This is a genomic window from Baekduia sp. Peel2402, from assembly GCF_052567285.1.
Window position 1 is genome coordinate 1,503,985 of sequence record NZ_CP199582.1, and the last position, 17,504, is coordinate 1,521,488.

At 72.8% G+C, this 17,504-nt stretch carries 13 protein-coding genes; 6 read left to right on the top strand and 7 right to left on the bottom strand.

Annotation, left to right across the window (positions count from 1 at the left end):
- Nucleotides 1–61: 61 nt before the first annotated feature.
- Nucleotides 62–364 carry a DUF3817 domain-containing protein gene (locus ACT01A_RS07410; RefSeq protein ID WP_445151602.1) on the bottom strand — a complete coding sequence of 101 codons (303 nt, stop codon included), beginning with the start codon at nucleotides 362–364 and terminating at the stop codon, nucleotides 62–64.
- Nucleotides 365–387: 23 nt separating this feature from the next.
- Here ACT01A_RS07410 and ACT01A_RS07415 point away from each other — a divergent pair, with 23 nt between their 5' ends.
- A complete protein-coding gene (locus ACT01A_RS07415; protein ID WP_445152807.1) occupies nucleotides 388–1,206 on the top strand; it encodes an amidohydrolase family protein in 819 nt (272 codons plus the stop codon).
- Here the strand turns inward: ACT01A_RS07415 and ACT01A_RS07420 are convergent.
- On the bottom strand, nucleotides 1,161–4,166 hold the full coding sequence (locus ACT01A_RS07420) for an EAL domain-containing protein (RefSeq protein ID WP_445151603.1): 3,006 nt from the start codon (nucleotides 4,164–4,166) through the stop codon (nucleotides 1,161–1,163). The genes ACT01A_RS07415 and ACT01A_RS07420 overlap by 46 nt on opposite strands.
- Nucleotides 4,167–4,448: 282 nt before the next feature.
- On the opposite strand from ACT01A_RS07420, the gene ACT01A_RS07425 reads away from it, so the two are divergent.
- The 3 genes from ACT01A_RS07425 (at nucleotide 4,449) to ACT01A_RS07435 (ending at nucleotide 7,132) form a co-directional block, all read left to right on the top strand.
- Complete coding sequence (locus tag ACT01A_RS07425; protein ID WP_445151604.1) at nucleotides 4,449–5,579, top strand: sensor histidine kinase; 1,131 nt, start codon at nucleotides 4,449–4,451, stop codon at nucleotides 5,577–5,579.
- Nucleotides 5,580–5,584: 5 nt separating this feature from the next.
- Nucleotides 5,585–6,184 (top strand): response regulator transcription factor, encoded by a 600-nt coding sequence (locus ACT01A_RS07430; RefSeq protein ID WP_445151605.1) that lies wholly within the window; start codon nucleotides 5,585–5,587, stop codon nucleotides 6,182–6,184.
- Nucleotides 6,185–6,868: 684 nt separating this feature from the next.
- Nucleotides 6,869–7,132 carry a hypothetical protein gene (locus ACT01A_RS07435; protein ID WP_445151606.1) on the top strand — a complete coding sequence of 88 codons (264 nt, stop codon included), beginning with the start codon at nucleotides 6,869–6,871 and terminating at the stop codon, nucleotides 7,130–7,132.
- On the opposite strand, the gene ACT01A_RS07440 is transcribed toward ACT01A_RS07435, so the two are convergent.
- The gene (locus tag ACT01A_RS07440) at nucleotides 7,129–7,389 is read right to left on the bottom strand and encodes a hypothetical protein (protein WP_445151607.1); all 261 of its coding nucleotides are present in this window, start codon (nucleotides 7,387–7,389) and stop codon (nucleotides 7,129–7,131) included. The two genes, ACT01A_RS07435 and ACT01A_RS07440, sit on opposite strands and share 4 nt — an antisense overlap.
- A gap of 69 nt (nucleotides 7,390–7,458) precedes the next feature.
- Here ACT01A_RS07440 and ACT01A_RS07445 point away from each other — a divergent pair, with 69 nt between their 5' ends.
- Complete coding sequence (locus tag ACT01A_RS07445; RefSeq protein WP_445151608.1) at nucleotides 7,459–7,632, top strand: hypothetical protein; 174 nt, start codon at nucleotides 7,459–7,461, stop codon at nucleotides 7,630–7,632.
- Here the strand turns inward: ACT01A_RS07445 and ACT01A_RS07450 are convergent.
- A complete protein-coding gene (locus ACT01A_RS07450) occupies nucleotides 7,574–7,837 on the bottom strand; it encodes a hypothetical protein (protein ID WP_445151609.1) in 264 nt (87 codons plus the stop codon). The two genes, ACT01A_RS07445 and ACT01A_RS07450, sit on opposite strands and share 59 nt — an antisense overlap.
- A 412-nt stretch (nucleotides 7,838–8,249) precedes the next feature.
- Here ACT01A_RS07450 and ACT01A_RS07455 point away from each other — a divergent pair, with 412 nt between their 5' ends.
- Nucleotides 8,250–8,921 (top strand): hypothetical protein, encoded by a 672-nt coding sequence (locus ACT01A_RS07455; RefSeq protein ID WP_445151610.1) that lies wholly within the window; start codon nucleotides 8,250–8,252, stop codon nucleotides 8,919–8,921.
- 68 nt (nucleotides 8,922–8,989) lie between these two features.
- Here the strand turns inward: ACT01A_RS07455 and recD are convergent, their stop codons facing one another.
- From recD to recC, 3 genes are read right to left on the bottom strand one after another with little or no spacing between them, the layout of a single operon-like run.
- Nucleotides 8,990–10,741, bottom strand: coding sequence for an exodeoxyribonuclease V subunit alpha (gene recD / locus ACT01A_RS07460; RefSeq protein WP_445151611.1), 1,752 nt, complete (start codon nucleotides 10,739–10,741; stop codon nucleotides 8,990–8,992).
- Nucleotides 10,738–14,076 carry a UvrD-helicase domain-containing protein gene (locus tag ACT01A_RS07465; RefSeq protein WP_445151612.1) on the bottom strand — a complete coding sequence of 1,113 codons (3,339 nt, stop codon included), beginning with the start codon at nucleotides 14,074–14,076 and terminating at the stop codon, nucleotides 10,738–10,740. Before ACT01A_RS07465 ends, recD begins: the two co-directional genes overlap by 4 nt.
- Nucleotides 14,073–17,456, bottom strand: coding sequence for an exodeoxyribonuclease V subunit gamma (gene recC, locus ACT01A_RS07470; protein ID WP_445151613.1), 3,384 nt, complete (start codon nucleotides 17,454–17,456; stop codon nucleotides 14,073–14,075). Before recC ends, ACT01A_RS07465 begins: the two co-directional genes overlap by 4 nt.
- Nucleotides 17,457–17,504 lie beyond the last annotated feature (48 nt).

Consider the following 17,504-nt stretch of genomic DNA (forward strand, 5'->3'; position numbering starts at 1 on the left):
GTCCGTCTCGACTTCGCGCCCTCCTGGGGCCGGAAGTCGAGACGCCGAGACGTCCTGGCGTTTAGTCGGCGATCTGCTTGCGCAGCACGACGTCGCCGACGATCGACCCCAGCGGCCCGCCGGTCACGAGCACGATCGCCGGGAACCACCAGCCCCACAGCTTGCGCAGCGCGCCGTCGGCGGTCATGAACAGCAGCGCGAGGAAGCCGAGGCCGTGGATCGGGCCGAGCACGTGGACGGCGTTGTCGGAGCGATCGATCCACGCGAAGTAGATGAGGACGACCAGCAGGAGCGCGTCGGCGATGCCGACGATCAGCACGCGGTTGAGGAGCTGCTTGGGGGAGGTGGAGGTCACGTCCGGCATTATCCCGGTGAACGCCCATGACCATGATCATCGACGCCTGGATCCAGCACCCCACCCCGAGCTTCCTCGCGCACGACATGTTCGACTCGCTGCGCCGCTGGACCGGCGACGCGATCCCCGAGGGCGAGGTGCCGCTCTCGCTGACCCTCGACGCGCTCGACGCCGGTCACGTCGACAAGGCGCTCATCGCCGCCTGGCACGGGCCCGCCGGCCCGCTGATCTCCAACGACGAGGTCGCGCAGTTCGTCGCGGCCGCACCGGACCGACTCATAGCCCTTGCCTCGGTCGACCTGCGCCGCCCGATGCGCGCGATCCAGGAGCTGCGCCACCGCGTGACCGACGAGGGCTTCCGCGGCCTGCGGCTGCTGCCCTGGCTCTGGGAGGTCCCGCCGACCGATGCGCGCTTCTACCCGCTCTACGCCGCGTGCGTGGAGTTGAACGTGCCCTTCTGCACGCAGGTCGGCCACACCGGTCCGCTGCGCCCCTCCGAGGTCGGCCGCCCGATCCCCTACATCGACCAGGTCGCGATCGACTTCCCCGAGCTGACGATCGTCTGCGGCCACGTCGGCTACCCGTGGACCGAGGAGATGGTCGCGGTCGCGCGCAAGCACCCCAACGTGGTCATCGACACCTCCGCCTACACCACCAAGCGCCTGCCACCCGAGCTGATCACCTACATGAAGACCAACTCCGGACGCCACAAGGTCCTATTCGGGTCCAACCACCCCATGATCGCCCCGGCCCACGCGCTGGAAGGCCTGGAAGACCTCCAACTCGATGACGAGACGACCGCGCTCTACCTGTCCGGCAACGCCGAGCGCGTCTTCGGGCTCGCGTCGTAGACCAGCGCAGTCAGCTCGTCGGCCGGGATCGGGCGGCTGAACAGGAAGCCTTGGCCGTGGACCGCGCCGAGGTCGGCGAGCGCGGTCCGCTGCGCGTGGGTCTCGATGCCTTCAACGACGACGTCGAGCTCCAGCGTGTGCGCCATGTCGAGCACCGCGCGCACGATCGACCAGCGCTGCGACTCCGGCCGGTGGTCGGCCAGGAAGGCGCGGTCGAGCTTCAGCGTGGACAACGGGAAGTCGGAGACCGACGACAGCGACGAGTAGCCGGTGCCGAAGTCGTCCAAGGCAATGCGTACGCCAAGGTCGCGCAGCGCCTGAAGCGTCGACTCCGCCGCGGCCGGGTCCTCCATCAGCGCGGTCTCGGTGACCTCGATCGTGAAGCGCCCGGGCGCGATCCCGTGCTCGGCCAGCACGCGCGCGACGTCGTCCACGAAGCCTGGCGAGCTGAGCTGCAGCCGCGACGCGTTGACGCCGACGATCAGCTCCGGCCAGCGCGTGGCCTCGCGCGCCGCTTCGCGCAGGACCCAACGGCCCAACTCGACGATCCGACCCGTGCGCTCGGCCAGCCCGATGAACTCGTCGGGCATGATCGTCCCGCGCTCGGGGTGATGCCAGCGCACCAGCGCCTCGGCGGCGTGCAGGCTGCCGTCGTCCAACCGCACGATCGGTTGGAAGACCAACGACAGCTCGCCTTCGGCGATCGCCCGGTCCAAGTCGTTCAACATCGCGACGCGATCCAGCGCCAGCTCGCGCATTGCGTGCGCGAAGACCTCGTAGCGACCCTTGCCCGCGAGCTTGGCGCGGTGCATCGCCAGGTCGGCGTCGCGCAGCAGCGCGTCGGCGTCGGCGTCCGCGTCGCCGTGCGAGAGCGCGATCCCGATCGATGCGGTCCGGCGGACGGTGTGGCCACCGGACAACAAACAGGGCTCGGACGCGGCTTCGAGCAGGCGATCGGCGACGGCGAGCGCCTCCTCCGGATCGTCGAGGTCCTCGCAGACGACCACGAACTCGTCGGCGCCGAAGCGCGCGAGCGTGTCGTTGGCGCGCAGCGCGGACTGTAGGCGCGGGCCCAGCGCGCGCAGCAGCTCGTCGCCGCCCTCGTGGCCGTGGCGGTCGTTGACGTCCTTGAAGTCGTCGACGTCGATGAACAGCGCCGCGACTGACCGGCGCTCGCGGCGTGCCCGGGTCAGCGCATGGCGCAGGCGGTCGACCAGCAGCGCGCGGTTGGGCAGGCGCGTGACCGGATCGTGCAGCGCGCGGTGGCGCAGCTCGCGCTCGGCGGCGTCGCGGCGCACGGCGGCGGTGATGACGTTGCCGGCCGAGGCCAGGAACGCCAGCTCGCCGTAATCGAAGCGGTGCGCGCCGATCGCGGTGTGGACGGTCAGGATCGCGAACGGCGCGTCGTGCTCGCCCGCGACGGTGACCGCGACGCCCGCGACCGCGCCGGCTTCCCGCAACCCGCGCGTCGGGAACCGCAGCTCGGTCTCGGGCTCGTGCAGCTCCAGCGGGCCGACGCCGTCCAGCGCGGCGCGCGCGTGCTCGATCGCCGCTGCGCCGCTCCAACCGTGGGCGGCGAGGACCTCGCCGGAGTCGGCGTCGACGATCGTCGCGAACGGCTGGCCGAGCGTCTCGGCGACCACGCGAACCGCGGCGCGCAGCAGGTCGGCCGGCTTGGTGGTCAGCGCGAGGCGACCCAGCTCGGCCAGCGCGGACTCGCGGCGCTGAGCGGCGTCGCGGTCGGTGACGTCGGCCATCTGGAGGATCGCGTGCTCGACGTTGCCGTCGCGGTCGCGCACGACGGCGCCGGTCAGCGCGACGTGGATCTCGCGTCCGTCCTGGCGGAGCATGCGGCCGTCGCGGTGGTAGACGTCATGGCCGTCGACCATCAGCGACCGGATCGCGGCGTCGCTGGCCTCGGTCTCGTCCGGGTGGCGCCAGTCGCGCATGTCGCCGCCGACCAGCGCTTCGACGGTCGTGCCGAGGATCTCGGCGGCGGCGCGGTTGGCCTGGGCGATCTCTCCCCCGGCAGCGATCATCACCATGCCCACGCCGGCGTCGCGGAAGATCCGCTCGAAGCGCCGGTCGCTGGCCTGGAGCGCCTCTTCGGCGTCACGCTGGGCGGTGATGTCGGTGTACTCGGCGAAGAGCCCGGTCGGGGTTCCGTCGTCGTCGTGCAGCACGGCGGCGTGGACCTTCACCCACGTCGTCGACCCGTCGGGCTTCATGTAGCGCTTGTCGAAGACGACCGTGCCCTGCTCGGCGGCGGCGGTCAGCTGCTCGAAGGAGATCGCGCGGTCGTCGGGGTGCGTGAGCGCGGAGGCGTGCATCCCGGCCAACTCCTCCGGCGTCCGGCCGAGCATCGCCGCGAACGCGCGGTTGACCTGGACCCAGTGGCCGGTGAGGTCGAAGAACGCCTGGCCGAGGACGCCCTGCTCAAAGGCGGCGTCGAGCTGGCGCTGGGTGCGCTCCAGCGAGTCGTAGATGACGCGGGTGACGGCACCGACGATCGCGATCGTGATGACGGCGGTCAACCACGCGGAGAAGTAGCGCTCGAAGGACAGCGGGTCGGCGAGGCGGTCGGCCTGGATCAGGAACGCGAGCGCGAGGGTCGCGGCGCTGATCAGCGTGTGGGCGATCCCGATGCGGCGGCTGGCGGCGTAGGCGAACGGGGCGCCCCAGGCGAGCGCGTAGCCCCCGCCGTAGGGGACGTCGCGGGTGGTGATGACCGCGCCGACGATCGGGACGCAGGCCACGGAGATCCAGCCGAGCTGGGTGTAGCTGAGACGGTCCCGGTAGAAGCAGGTCCAGACGCCGAGGACGACGGCGAGCATCGCGCCGATGACGAACCCGGCCGTGTCGTGGGCGATCGTGGCCCGCGCGAGCATGGCCAGACCGCCCGCGACGAGCATCACGCCGAAGGCCGCCGTCAGGCGTGGGGGTGCGACCCGGTGCACCATCAGAAGGAGGCTCGGCCCCGAACGACCGGAACTTGAAGAACCTGGCGCATCGATGTCTTTCCGTGGCTGACGTCGGACACCACCCGACCGGGTGTTTCAGGTCGCGCCCGGTCTCCCGTGAGAGGGGGCGGGCCCGTCATCGTGGATGACGGTGCCCGCTCACAAGGGATCTGGTCAGGACTCCCGCCGGCCTCGGGACGCCGGCAGCCGTGAGCGCGTTCCTTCTCCTCTGGTGGGCCGGGCGATGGCGCCCGGCCCATCGACCCTGTCATCTTGAGGGGCATGAGCGCTTCGCCTGGCTCCTCCGCGTCGTCGTCGCAGCAGTTCTCGCCGATCTCGGCGCTGCACGTGTTCGTCTCGCTGCTCGGCGAGGTCGAGCAGGCGACGCCGGACGCGCCGGGCGCGTTCTACAACCGGCTGGCGGAGGCGGTCTGCCGGTTGGGATCGATGCCGCGCGCGGTGGTCTTCGTCTACGACGACGTCGCACGGCGGGTGCGGGTCGTGGGCTCGCACGAGGTCGACATCGAGCTGTTCGACGGGCACATCCTGGCAATCGAGAGCGCGCCCATCGCGGGGCGGGCTCTGGACTTGGATGCGGTGGTCGAGGGGCGCGCGGACGAGCTGGCGGCGCCGTACGACACGCTCTTGGGGATCAAGCACCTGGTCGTGGTGCCTTTGGCCGCGGGCGGGCGCGGGTTCGGCGTGATCGTGGCCGAGGGCGGCGAGCGGCGGCGGCTGAGCGACCGCGAGCGCGAGGTGCTGCGGTCGTTGGGCAAGGTGTGTGCTTTGGCTCTTTCTGCCCGGCTGGCGACGCGGCAGCAGGTCGATGGGCGGCACCTGGCCGACCGGATTGACCTGGCTCGAGATATTCATGAACGCGTGGTGCAGCGCGTGTTCGGCGTGGTGATGGCGCTGCAGTCGGGCGCGCTGCTGGACGAGGCCGATCAGGGGCGGGCGGCGGCGGAGCTGGGCGCGGCGTTGGACGACCTGCGCGAGGCGATGGCACGGCCGTTGGCGGCGACGCCGAAGGTGGTGACGTTCACGCTGCGCGAGGAGTTGGCGCGGCTGGAGGCGTCCTCTTCCGAGGTCGATGTCGTCTGGCAGGAGGGCGTCTCGATCCCGGACGTCTTCGAGCCGGTGACGCAGTCGGTCTTGGGTGAGGCGATCCGCAACGCGCGACGCCACGCGGCGCCCGGGCGGATCGAGGTCGCGGTGCGTGGCGACGCCGATACCGTGGAGCTCGAGATCACCAACGACGGCGTCGGCGCCGCGCAGCGCGGTGGCGCGGGCATGGGCCTGCGGATCGCCGCTTTCGAAGCCCTACAACATGGGGCGTCCTTGACCTTCGGGCCCGACGGTGCCGAGCATTGGCACGTCGCGCTCGTCCTCCCTCGACCTGAGCACGAGCACTGATTCGCATGACTGACCGCAACCTCCGAGTTCTTGTTGTTGATGACCACCAGGTGGTCCACTGGGGGCTGCGGCTGATGTTGGGGCGGTTGGACTGGGTGGAGCGCGTCGTGCCGGCGGCTTCTGGCGATCAGGCGGCGGAGTTCGCTCGTAGGTATGAGCCGCACGTGGCGTTGGTCGATCTGTTCGTCGGCGAGGAGTCGGGGACCGAGATCGTCGGGATGATCAGGTCCGCTTCTCCGTCGACGCGAGCGTTGCTGTACTCGGGCGCGGGACGGTTGTCGGCCAAGGCCGCGAGGGCTGCGGGGGCGCACGGGTTCATCACCAAGGAGCGCGATGCTTCCGAGTTGGCTGACGCGATCCGCCGGGTCGGCCGGGGGTTGACGTTCTTCGACGAGGCGACGCCGAGCGGGATGGTGTTGACCGACCGCGAGCGTCAGGTGCTGGAGCGTGTGGCGGGTGGGATGACGAATGCGGAGATCGCCACGGAGCTGCATCTGTCGCCGAACACGGTCAAGCAGCACGCGTCGGGGATGTTCCGCAAGATCGGCGCAAGGAACCGGACCGAGGCCGTGCAGCGGGCGCAGCGGCTTGGGTTGATCTCGTAGGGGCGGCTTCGACTCGAAGCGCTCGTGGAGGTGCGCGAGGCGTTGGGGTTTGGCGGCGAAGGGCGTGAGGCCGTTGAGGCGTGGCCACCGTCCTCGGTGTGGATCGTCGCTGTGGGCGCTGCCGGCGGCGGGGATTTACAGCCGCATCAAGACATCAGACTCGGCCTCCACGATGGTCCCTCGACCGCCGGGGTTCGAGGGACCAGGGTTTCGGAGATCCGGGTCGCTGCAACCGGAATATGTCCGGCTCAAGCGACCCGCACCTCGAAATCCGAGATCCGGGTCGCTGAGAGCTGCACATGCCAGCTCGGAGCGACCCGCACCTCGAAATCGAGATCCGGGTCGTTTTATGGTCGATATACGACGCTAAAACGACCCGGACCCTCAATCGAGCGTCCTTCGGGCCCGCACCCTCAAACCCCGGGGCCGACGGACGCCCCATGAGGCCCAGATTCATGTCTTGATGCGCTGTAAATCCCGCCGCCGGAATCGCCCCCACCGACGATCCACACCCAAGGCGGTGGCCACGCCTCAACGGCCTCACGCCCTTCGCCGCCAAACCCCCAACGCCCGCGCCACCCCAACCTCCGGGCCAAACCAGGCGCCGGCGCCCTCCCCCCACCCGGGTGCAGTCACGCTGCAAGGCCTTTCACCGCGAAGCGCACGGCGCGAGGCTCTTCGGGGATGCGCTACTCCGCCGTCTTCGCCCTGGACGATCCCGACGCGCTCGTCGGCGCGGGTCTCTCGTGCCCGTCGTGCCTCAGCGACGCTACGCAGCTCTCGGTCGGCGCGGACCTGATCGGACGTTGCGGCTGCAACACGTGTGGCGGCGCGTGGTCGCTCGACCTTGAGCCCCAACAACTGCTCCGGCTCTCACTCGATCCGCCGGCTGCGGCGGACGTGCGGTTCAGCCGCGCGTCGCAGCTGCCGCCGGGCGAGTTGTTCTAGGCGTCGTTCGCCGCCGCGCGGAGCATCGCGGCGAGGACGCGGGCGATCTGGCGCTGCGTTGCGTCGAGGTGCTCGCGGAAGCGCGCGGCGGTCTTGGCGTCGAGGTCGCGGATCTGCCAGAGACCGCAGGCGCCGCAGCGCAGGCGGACGTGGGTGGCGCCGGTCGACGGGTCTGTCGTGGTTGAGAGGATCGCGAAAGCGTCGGCGTCGCAGGCCTCGCACGTCACCGGGGCGGCGGGCAGGAAGCGGGCGCGCATGCCGTGGGGTTCGACGGTCGGGCGCCGCGGCCTGCCGCCGTCTGCGACGCTGCAATCGCCATGCCGCCCATGCCGAGCCGCACGACCATCATCGCCATCGCCGGTGTCCTCGCGATCCCGCTGATCTTCGCCGCGCTCGGCGCCACGCAGGCCGCGGGCCTGGCGATCGGCGTGATCCTCGTGGCTATCGGCGTTGGTTGGTCGGTGCTGGGCTCCCGCCCCACCGATCCGGACGACGACTAGCCAGCGGCCACGGCCGCTGCACCGGCGGCGCGTCGGGCGCGACGCCGACGCGCAGGTCGTCGTCTACGTCCAGCAGCCCGAGATCGACCATCCGCGTCAGCTCGCGGGCCAGCTCGCGCGCGTCGTCAGGCTCCAGCTCGGAGGTCAGCTCCTCGATCAGCCGGTCGGCCAGCTCGTCGTCTGCGGGGCGATTCGGGACGGACATCTCGCTGCTCCAGTCAGGTGGCGTCATGTGAGTCGCCCGCTCTCGTCATAGCTTCTAGGGCGAGAACGGTTGATGGACGCTAAAGAGGGCGTCGGACGGAACCACGCAGCGAGGGCGAGGAGCGCGTGCCCGCCGCCGTCTCCGAGCCTTGTCGCCCTCGTCTTCGGACACCATTCGCCTCGCCCATGAGTCGCAGCGGCTTCCCGCTCCGCGCGGTGAAAACGTCATGAGTTCGTTGTGGACAAAGACGAACCTCCTGCAATTTGCGCAGAATTTCGCGGCGTGTGGATAGCGCTGTGGACAAGTCCGCTACCGGATAGGGCTAGGGAGGCCCGGTTGTCCACACCGATCCACAGGCGCGTGGCGCGCGCGACGGCGATCCAGCCGGGCGGATGGCTATTGATAGGGACCGATGGCAACCAGCACCCCACCCCATGCGTCCCTCGTCCGCGCCGCGGCGGCCGAGGAGGAGCGCGTCGACCGCGCGCTGGAGAAGCTCTCGCACCGGCGGGACACGCTCGCGGCGGAGCTGGCTGACCTCGAGTCGCAGATGGGTGAGCTGAACGAGCGCCGGCGGCTGCTGGCGATGCTCGTAGACGGGCCGGTGACGGAGGCGGAGGTCGCCGCGCCACGGACCGGTGTCACCGCGGTGCGCGGTCGCGACCTGCGCCGCGTCGCCGCGCAGCTGCTGTGGCAGACGTCCGGTGACCGTGAGATTCACTACCGCGAGTGGTTCGAACGCCTGCTGGCCGCGGGCTACGCCGTCGGCGGCCGCGACCCGCTGGCGAGCTTCCTCACCAACGTCCGCGACTCGCCCGCCGTCGTCCGCGGCGCCCAGCCCGGCTTCTATCGTCTCGACCCGTCCCGTCGCGCCGCGCTCTCTGCCGCGCTGGAGAAGAACGCCGCGTCGCTGGACGATCTCGAGAGGCTGCTCGCCGAGACCCGCGCGATCGGGGACGACGACCGCGTCGAGTCCCTACGCGCGGACCGCCGCGCGCTCACCGCCGAGCGCAAGCGCCTGGAGTCCCACGCGGAAGAGCTCGCCGTGGTGTTCGGCGAAGACGCGAGCAGCGTCGCCGCCTAGCTGCGCCGTGCAGCGCCGGGTCTCCCGCCGCCGCGCGAGGCGATGACACGTCGCGCCGCCTCTCCCTCTCACCCCAACCGCGCCGCGAGGCCCGAAGCGCGGGTGGCCGGGCGGGCGATCGCCGCTCGCAGCGAGGCCTCGGTGCCGGCGACGATGAGGCGGTCGCGAGCGCGGGTGACGGCGGTGTACAACAACTCGCGGGTGAGGATGCGCGAGGAAGGCGGTGGCAGGATGACCGCCGCAGTCTCGAACTGCGAGCCCTGAGCCTTGTGGACGGTCATCGCGTAGACGGTGTCGACCGCACCAAGTTGGTGAGGTCGGACGGCGCGGTCGGGGAAGGCGGCGACGAGGCGGTCGGAGTCGGAGACGATCACGCCGGTGTCGCCGTTGAAGAGGTTCAAGTCGTAGTCGTTGGCGGTGACTAACAGCGGCCGGCCCGGGTAGTCGCGCAGGCGGCCGCCCGCGGCGTCGATCTCCGGCGCGAGCCAGCTCTCGGTCATCTCGGTCCAGGCGGTCACGCCGTAGGGCCCGCGGCGGTGCGCGCAGAGGAGGCGGAAGGCGCCGAGGCCCTCCAGCGCGGTGGCGACGTCGCCCGCGCGGGCCGCCTCGATGACCGCGCGGCCGGTGGTCGTCGCGGCGGCGCGGATCGGCGCGAGGTCGGCGCCGTCAGCCGCGGCGTCGACCGGCAGCCAGGTCACGTGCTCGCCGCCCTCGCGCAGCGCGTGCACGGCTGCGTCGGCGTCGCCGCGGCGGATCGCGTCGGCCAGCGCGGCGATCGCGCCGCCGAAGCGGTGGACGCGCTCAAGGACGACAACTCGATCGGCCAGCGCCTCCGCGCCTACGACGTCACCCAGCACCGCGCCCGCCTCGATCGAGGAGAGCTGGTGCGGGTCGCCGACGAGCACGAGCCGCGCGTCCGGCCGGACCGCGTCGAGCAACCGCGACATCATGGTCAGCGAGACCATCGACGTCTCGTCAACCACGACAACATCGTGCGGAAGCCGGTTGCCCGCGTCGTGTCGGAAGCGGCTGCGGGTGCCGGGCCGTGCGCCGAGTAGCCGATGCAAGGTGGAGGCGTCGAGCGCGAGCAGCTGCGCGCGGATCGTCTCGTCGACGTCGAGCGCTGTCGCTTCCGCGTGCACCGCCTCGCGCAACCGCACCGCGGCCTTCGCGGTTGGCGCGGCGAGCGCGACGAGCTGCGCCTCGCCAAGCGTCGCCAGCAGCGCGACGACCCGCGCCACCATCGTGGTCTTGCCCGTGCCCGGCCCGCCCGCGATGACCGCCAAGCGCCCGCGTGCGGCCGGCTCGGCGGCGGCCGCGTCAAGGCGGGTCAGCGCGGCAGCGAGGGCGGGCTCGTCGAGCGTCGTCGGCGTCTGGGACGCCCGCGCGCCCAGGGCGGCCGCGACCGCCCGCTCCTCGCGCCAGTAGCGGTCGAGGTAGAGCGCGGTGCCCTCCAGGCGCAGCGGCCGATCGTCGGCGTCGCCGACCAGCGGGCAGGCCGCGACCGCGTCGCGCCAGGTTGCGGCGTCCGGCCACGGAAGCGCGTCGAGGTCGATCGGCTCCTCGGTGTCGACCGCGACCGTCTCACGGATCGTCGCGAGATCCACCAGCACATGCCCGAGCCGCGGCGCGCGAGCGGCCAGCGCGAGCGCGAGCAGGACCGCCTCGTCGCCCTCGCACCCGCCGATCCGCGCGAGCCGCCGCGCGACGTGGACGTCGGCTGACGAGAGCACGCCCGCGTCGTTGAACGCGCGCAGGGAGCCGGGCGCGTCGCGGGCGAGGCGGACGTCGAAGGGATCCCGGTCGCGGAGCGAGGTCATCGCGGAGTGGCGGCTTCGGGGGCGGAAGGGGCGCCGTCGAGGACGTCGCTCAGCGCGGCGAGCAGGCCCGACGGCGGGCGCCAGGCGAAGACGCCGCACGGGGCGCCGTCCTCGCGCGGCGTCTGCGCGCCCACCATGCCGCGCAGGAAGGTGTAGGCGATGGTGATCGTCGGCGTGGTCGAGGGCGCGCGCCAGCGGAGGTAACGATGCAACGCGACCCCGTACAACAACGCCTGGAGCGCGTAGTGGGAGCGGTGCATCTCCTCGGCCAGGAGCGACGGACGGTGGTGGAAGGCGGTCAACGGCTCGCCGGGCGCCGCGAGCTTGTTGGTCTTGTAGTCGACGATGGTGTAGGTGTCGTCGGGCCAGCGGGCGACGAGGTCGATCGTCCCGGTGAGGTAGCCGCGCAGATCGGCCTTCAACATGGGGTCGTCGAGGCGGTCGGCGTAGGCGAAGAGCGGGTCGTCGGCGGCGAGGTGCGCGCGCAGCGTGCTGGCGATGGCCGCGAGCGTGAGCGTGGCGGTGGGCTCATCACCTCCGGCCAGCGGGAGCTCGAAGGTCAGCTCGTCGAGGCGGTCGGCGGGCGCGAGGTCGCGCAGGCGGCGGTCGTCGAGCAACGGGCCGAGGGGCGTGGAGAGCGCGGCGTCGAGGCCGCCAGCCAAGATGATGGGGTCGCCGACGTCCAGCGGCCGGCGGCGGAGCTGCTCGGCGATGGCGAGCGAGAGCTCGCCCGGGAGGTCGGCGGCGCTGAAGTCCACCGCTTCGAGGATCGCGTGGACGAACGTGCCGAAGCGCGTCCCGGCGGGCGCGTCGGCGAGGGGGACCGGCGGGCCGGACGGAGCAGAGGCCTCGATCGGCGCGACGACGTCCGGGTCGTCCGAGCCCGCCGCCTCCTCGGTCTCGCTCGCCACACGCGCCTCGTAGGCGCCCGCCGTGATCGAGCTGTAGGACAACCGCCGCCAGCGCTCGTCGAAGCCCCGTGTGAACGACGCGGCGACCAAGTCCACCGCCTCGGTCCCCGGCCGCGACCAGCGCGCGCCCTTGTCGACCAGCGAGCGCTCCAGGCCGATCGCGCCGCCCGACGCCGCCACCAGCGCCGCCAACCGCTCGCGCGCCTCGGCCGCGGTCTCCTCGGCGCCAGGACCGCGGCCGCGCGACGACGACGGATCGATCGGATCCAGTACCAGCCGGCCGAAGGCCGAGGACCGCGCGTTGAACGACGACGCCCACCACACGACCGCCTGGTGCTTGGCCCGCGTCAGCGCCACGTACGCCAGCCGCAGCTCCTCGCCGCGCTGCTCCTCGCGGTCCTGCGCCAGGTGCGCGGCGAACGCGGCGTCGCGCGGGTCCAGCGACACGTCGATCGTGCGCGCGTCGCCCCGCGCGGCGTCGTGGTAGACCGCCGGCTCCGGCTCATCCGGGATCCAGAACGGGTCCCATAGGAACGGGCAGTAGACGACGCCGAACTCCAGGCCCTTGGAGCGGTGGATCGTCAGCACCTGCACGGCCTCGGCGTCGGACTCCAGGCGCCGCGCGCGGTCCTCGGCGCCCGCGTCGCGCTCGTCGGCCGCCATCCGCCGCCGCAGCCACCCGGCCAGCGCGGTGATCCCCAGGCGCCCGTCGACCGCCGCCGCGTGCAGCAGCTCGCCTACATGTCGCACATCGGTCAGCGACCGCTCGCCGCCCACCACCGACAGCAGGCGCTCGGGCAGGCCCTCGTCCTCGGTGATCGTCTCCACCAACGTGGCGACGCCCGCCCGCCGCAGCACCGCCGCCCACCCGTGGAGCGTCGCCTGCAGCGCCTCCCAGCGATCCTCGGACGCCCCCGCGATCGCCTCGGTCGACCAGCCCACGAACGCCGTCAGCGCTGCCGCGCGCGCCCGCGGCAGCGACTCCGGCCGCTCCAAAGCCTCCAACAACCGCAGCCAGTCGCGCGCCGACTCGGTCGCGAACACGCTGCCCGCGCCGTTGACGACCGCCGGGACGCCCGCCGCCTCCAGCGCCTCCTTGACCTTCCGCGCCTCGGCGTTCTTGCGCACGAGCACCGCGACGTCGCCCGGACCCAGCGCCCGCTCGCCGTCCACGCGCGCGCCGGACGCCAGCAGCCGCGCCACGTCGCCGGCCACGTCGCGCGCCACGTGCTCCCGCGCGCTGACCGCCGAAGACCAACCTGTAGGCGTCTTGCGGACGTCCGGGTCGTGCCGCGCGACGACCCGGATCCGTAGCGGCGTCGCGACCGGCGCGCCGTCCAGCCGCGCCGCCTCGTGCTCGGGCGCCGCGACGACCGTGCTGTAAGCGATCTCGGGATGGCCGAGCGTCTTGCCGCTGAACAGCGTGTCGAGGGCCCGGACCAACCCGCCGTCCGAGCGCCAGTTCACGCCGAGCGTCTCGCTTCGGCCCGCCTCGCGTCGCGCCTCCAGGTAGGCGTACACGTCGGCGCCGCGGAAGGCGTACACCGCCTGCTTGGGATCGCCGATCAACACCAACGTGGTCCCCGACCCTTCGCCGAACGCGACGTGCATGATCGCCCACTGGTCGGGATCGGTGTCCTGGAACTCGTCGACCAGCGCGACGCGGTAGCGCGCCCGCAGCCGCGCCGCCACGGCGTCGCCGCCGGGCCCCTCCAGCGTCTCGCGCAGCCGCGTGACGAGGTCGTCGTAGGTCATCAGCGCCAGCGCGCGCTTGCGGCGGTCCAGCTCGTCGCGCGCGTCGGTCGCCAGCTCGTGCCGGCGCCGCGGCGCCTCGTCGTGCGGCGGTGGCGCCAGCGGCGCGGTCGGGTTGGCGATCGCCGCCGCCGCGACCTGCCGCGCCTCGTCGCGCCCGAACACCGGCGCGCGGTCACGGAACGCGCGCACGTAAAGGTCGTCGACCACATCATCGACGAGGTCGCGCGCGTCGTCGCTGAAGTGGTGGCCGCGATCGACGTCGCCCGCGACGCCCAGGCCGCCGAGGACCTCCTGGCAGAAGCCGTGCGTGGTGGTGATCGTGGCCGCGTCGAAGTCGGCCAGCGCGACGGCGAGGTGGCCGCGGCGCTGGATGACCTCCGCGCGCGTGCCGTCGGCCAACAGCGCCTCGATCCAGTCGACGGGGTCTGGCCCGCCCTCCAGCACCGCGTCCAGCGCCGCGCGCGCCGCGGTCAGGCGCTGCCGAACGCGGTCGCGCAGCTCGCCGGTCGCCAGGCGCGTGAAGGTCACCAACAACAGTTGCTCCAACGGCACGCCATCCGCGACGTACCGCGTGGCCAAGGCCGCGATCGTGTAGGTCTTGCCCGTGCCCGCGCTGGCCTCCAGGACGGTCACGCCGGACGGCAGCGGCCCGCAGACGTCGAAGCTCACCGGTCCCGGACCTCCTCAGCGGCCGCGACCGCGTCCCACAGCCGGTGCGCGTAAACGCCGAAGCGCGTGGCGTCATCGGGAGCCCAGGCGGCCTCGTCGGCGTCGCGCGGGGGCGCCTCCAGCAGCGTGTCGAACGGCGCGTTCGGACCAAGGACAAGCACATGGTCGTCGTCGCGGTCCTCGAACGGCATCCCGCCGAACGGCGTCGTCCACGCCTTGCGCGCCAGCGTCTCCCCCGCGCGCCCGCCGCTCGCGTAGGCCGCCGAGGTCTCGGCGTAGAGCGGCAGCGGCTCGCGCATGCCGCGGTCGTAGAGATCCACTAGCACTTGCAGCAAGGCAATGGCCTGGTCTTGCCGGCCGGGCGCGTCGAGCGGCGGGACCGTCGCCACCGTCACGCTCCGCGTCTTCGGCGCGCCCCGCCGCGGGCGCCCAACCGTCACCGCCCGGAACGCGCGGTCCGGGTAGGTCGCGCTCAGCGCCAGCACCCGCGCCCACGCGCCGAGGCGGTGCTCAGCGGTGACGCGCGAGAACGTCACCAGCGCGACGACGTCGCCGACCACGCCGGACACCGTGCCGCCGAGCGTGCGGCCGTCGGGCAGCGTGACGCGGACGTCGAGGGACTCGGCATCGCCCTCCGGGATCTCCTGCCGGGCCTCTTCGAAGACCCGCCGCGCCCGCGCGTCCAGGCTCGCGAGCACGCCCTCGCCGATCGCGCCCGGCGGCAGGTCGCCGCGGGCGCGCTCAGCGGCCAGCGCATCGCGCCCATCGCGGTGCGCGGCGAGCAGCCGGTCGCCCACGCGCCACTGCTGGAGGAAGTCGAGCTCGACCGGCAACGCGTCGTCGACCTCGTCGGCCCGCGTCCCCGCACCGATCCCCAGGCGCTGGCGCAGGAACGCGCGCACTGGGTGGGCGAGGAACGCGAGCAGGTCCTCCAACTCGATCAGGTCGCCCTCCAGCGGCGGCAGCGCGCCCTCCAGGAACGGCGCGCGCGGCTCGCGCTCCCCCACGAGCGCACGGGCGCCGAGCAAGGTGATGGCGTCGAACGACCACGGCTCCGGTGCCTGGAAGTTGCCGGGGTCAAAGGGCTGCAGCTTGTGGCGCTTGACGACCGCGTCCCGTGAGCCGGTCATGCGCCCGACGACGTCGAGCAGCTCGCCGACCGGCACCGCGGGCGCGCGCTCGGCGTTGGTTCGCTCGTCGTTGCCGGTGTAGGTGATGATCAACCGGTCGGTCGCGGCCATCAGCGCGTCAAGCAGGATCTGGCGGTCCTCGGAGCGGCCGTCGCGGTCGCCGACGTGCGGCGCGGCGAGCAGAAGGTCGTCGCCATCGCGGGGCGCGCGGCGCGGGAAGACCGTGTCGTCGAGGCCGAGCAGCGCGATCACGCGGTGCGGGACCGAGCGCATCGGCTGCAGCGTGCAGACCGTCAGGTGGCCGGTGCGGAAGTTCGCGCGCGTGGGCCGGCCCGCCAGGCGCGTCTCCAGCAGCGCGGCGACGTCGGCGGCGTCCAGCGGCGCGGCGCTGCCGGCGGCCTCGTCGGCGACGTCGGACAGGAGATGCGCGAGCTCCGCGCGCTGCCACTGGTCGCGCGGCGCGGGCACGGTGAGCGCGTCGGCGGCGGCGCCGATCGCGTCAGCCCACTCGGCGGCGCTGCGCGGCGGGCCGGCGAAGTCCTTGAGCACCGCGCCGAGGCGGTCGACGTACTCGGCGAAGCGCCCCGCGAGGTCGATCGCGGCGCTGTCGACGTCGTCCAGCGGCAGGACGCCGTCGATCAGGCGCGGGCCGGTCTCGTCCATGGCGACGCCGGTCAGGAGGCGGTCGAGCGCGGCGTCCCAGGTGCCTTGTGCGACATCTTGGAGCCCGTACGGCGCGCGGTGTGGCGCGTCGAGCCCCCAGCGCGCGCCGGTCGCGCCGACCCACTCCTCCAGCCGCGACATGTCGTCGATGCCGATCCGGAAGCGCCGGCGGACGGGCTCGCGATCGGCAAGATCCAGCACTTCGGAGGCGGTGAGGCGAGCGGTCGTCAGCTCCAGCAGGCGGGCGACCACACCAAGAACGGGGTTGGTCTCGCGCAGTGCGCGGTCGGCGAGGCGGACGCGCAGGCGGTGGCGGTCAGGCTTGCGGTCGCCATCGGCGTCGCGGTCGACCTCGGCCTCCGCGTCGGCTCCCGCGCCGAAGGTCGCCTGGATCAGCGGCGCGAACGTCTCGATGTCGGGGCACATGACGACGACGTCGCGCGGCTCGAGCGTCGGGTCGTCCTGAAGCGCGTGGAGGATCGCGTCGTGGAGGACCTCGACCTGGCGGTTGGCGCCGTGGCAGGCGTGGATCTGGACGGAGGCGTCAGGGGTCGCGCCGGCGCCCGGCAGGCGGTCGGCGCGCACGTCGTCCTGGAGACGCTGGAGCAGCGACGCGGGCGCGCCGTCGTCGCCCTGGCCGTCGTGGTGCTCGTCGCGCGCCGCGTCGGCCACCGTCGCCAGCGCCATTTGCAGCTCGCGCGCGTCGCGCCCCCACGAGGCCAGCAGCGGATGGCGCGGCAGGAACGCCTGCGGCAACGCGGCGCGCGTGCGGGCGGGGCCGGTGCGCTCGATCTCCCCGGCCAGCGCGCGCCAGGCCGCGTCCGAGGGCTGGAGCAAGAGCAGGTGGACGTCGCGCGCCTCGGCTAGCGCGCGCAGGACCTCCAGATGGCGCGCAGGCAGCGACGTCAGCCCGAACAGCGCGATGCGCGCGGGCAGATCGCTCAGCTCCGGATCCGCGAGCAGGCGCGCGCACGCCGCGTCCTGGCGCTCGGCCGGGCCGGGCGCGCCTATCCGCGCGCGCAGGCGCCGCCACAGCTCGGCCTGCCACTGGTCGTGCGACGTCAGCGTGCCGGCCGGATCGCCGCCGTCGTGGTCGATCCCGGCACGCCACGCCTCCAACAGCGCCGGGCGGTAGAGCGCGTAGCGGTCGTAGAGGACCGCGAGGTGCTGGACGGTGCGCAGGCGTCGCGAGCGATCGCCGCGCCGGCCGTCAAGGTGGGCCGCAACGGACGCCATCCACGGCTCGTCCAAGCACGCGTCGACGACCTCCAGCAGCGGCCAAACCATCCGCGCGGGCTGCCACGGGTCGACCTCGGCGTCGAACCCGGACGCGGCGCCAACCGCCTCGTCGACCAGCCGACGCGGCGCAGGGAAGACCACGTTGGCGCAGATGCCGTCGCGACGAGCTTGGCCCTCTCCGGTGGTCCCCAGGCGCGCCGAGAGCTGTTGCGTCAGCCACCGCTCCACCCCGCGCGTCGGCACCGCGACCACCTCCGCGGCGAACGGATCCGGCCCGGGCACCGCGAGAACTCCGGCGAGCGCGCCGATCAGGCGATCTGCGCGGTCGGCGCGATGGAGGTGCAGCACGGCGCTGGGAGCATACGGCCTGGACAGATACCGCTTCGTTCCTGAAAA

What these genes read in the sequence shown, in the direction of transcription:
- ACT01A_RS07430 (WP_445151605.1), top strand. Translation starts at nt 5,585, where the DNA reads ATGACTGACCGCAACCTCCGAGTTCTTGTTGTTGATGACCACCAGGTG.
- ACT01A_RS07450 (WP_445151609.1), bottom strand. Translation starts at nt 7,837, where the DNA reads ATGTCCGTCCCGAATCGCCCCGCAGACGACGAGCTGGCCGACCGGCTG.
- ACT01A_RS07410 (WP_445151602.1), bottom strand. Translation starts at nt 364, where the DNA reads ATGCCGGACGTGACCTCCACCTCCCCCAAGCAGCTCCTCAACCGCGTG.
- ACT01A_RS07425 (WP_445151604.1), top strand. Translation starts at nt 4,449, where the DNA reads ATGAGCGCTTCGCCTGGCTCCTCCGCGTCGTCGTCGCAGCAGTTCTCG.
- ACT01A_RS07440 (WP_445151607.1), bottom strand. Translation starts at nt 7,389, where the DNA reads ATGCGCGCCCGCTTCCTGCCCGCCGCCCCGGTGACGTGCGAGGCCTGC.
- ACT01A_RS07455 (WP_445151610.1), top strand. Translation starts at nt 8,250, where the DNA reads ATGGCAACCAGCACCCCACCCCATGCGTCCCTCGTCCGCGCCGCGGCG.
- ACT01A_RS07420 (WP_445151603.1), bottom strand. Translation starts at nt 4,166, where the DNA reads ATGGTGCACCGGGTCGCACCCCCACGCCTGACGGCGGCCTTCGGCGTG.
- ACT01A_RS07435 (WP_445151606.1), top strand. Translation starts at nt 6,869, where the DNA reads ATGCGCTACTCCGCCGTCTTCGCCCTGGACGATCCCGACGCGCTCGTC.
- ACT01A_RS07445 (WP_445151608.1), top strand. Translation starts at nt 7,459, where the DNA reads ATGCCGAGCCGCACGACCATCATCGCCATCGCCGGTGTCCTCGCGATC.
- ACT01A_RS07415 (WP_445152807.1), top strand. Translation starts at nt 388, where the DNA reads ATGATCATCGACGCCTGGATCCAGCACCCCACCCCGAGCTTCCTCGCG.
- recD (WP_445151611.1), bottom strand. Translation starts at nt 10,741, where the DNA reads ATGACCTCGCTCCGCGACCGGGATCCCTTCGACGTCCGCCTCGCCCGC.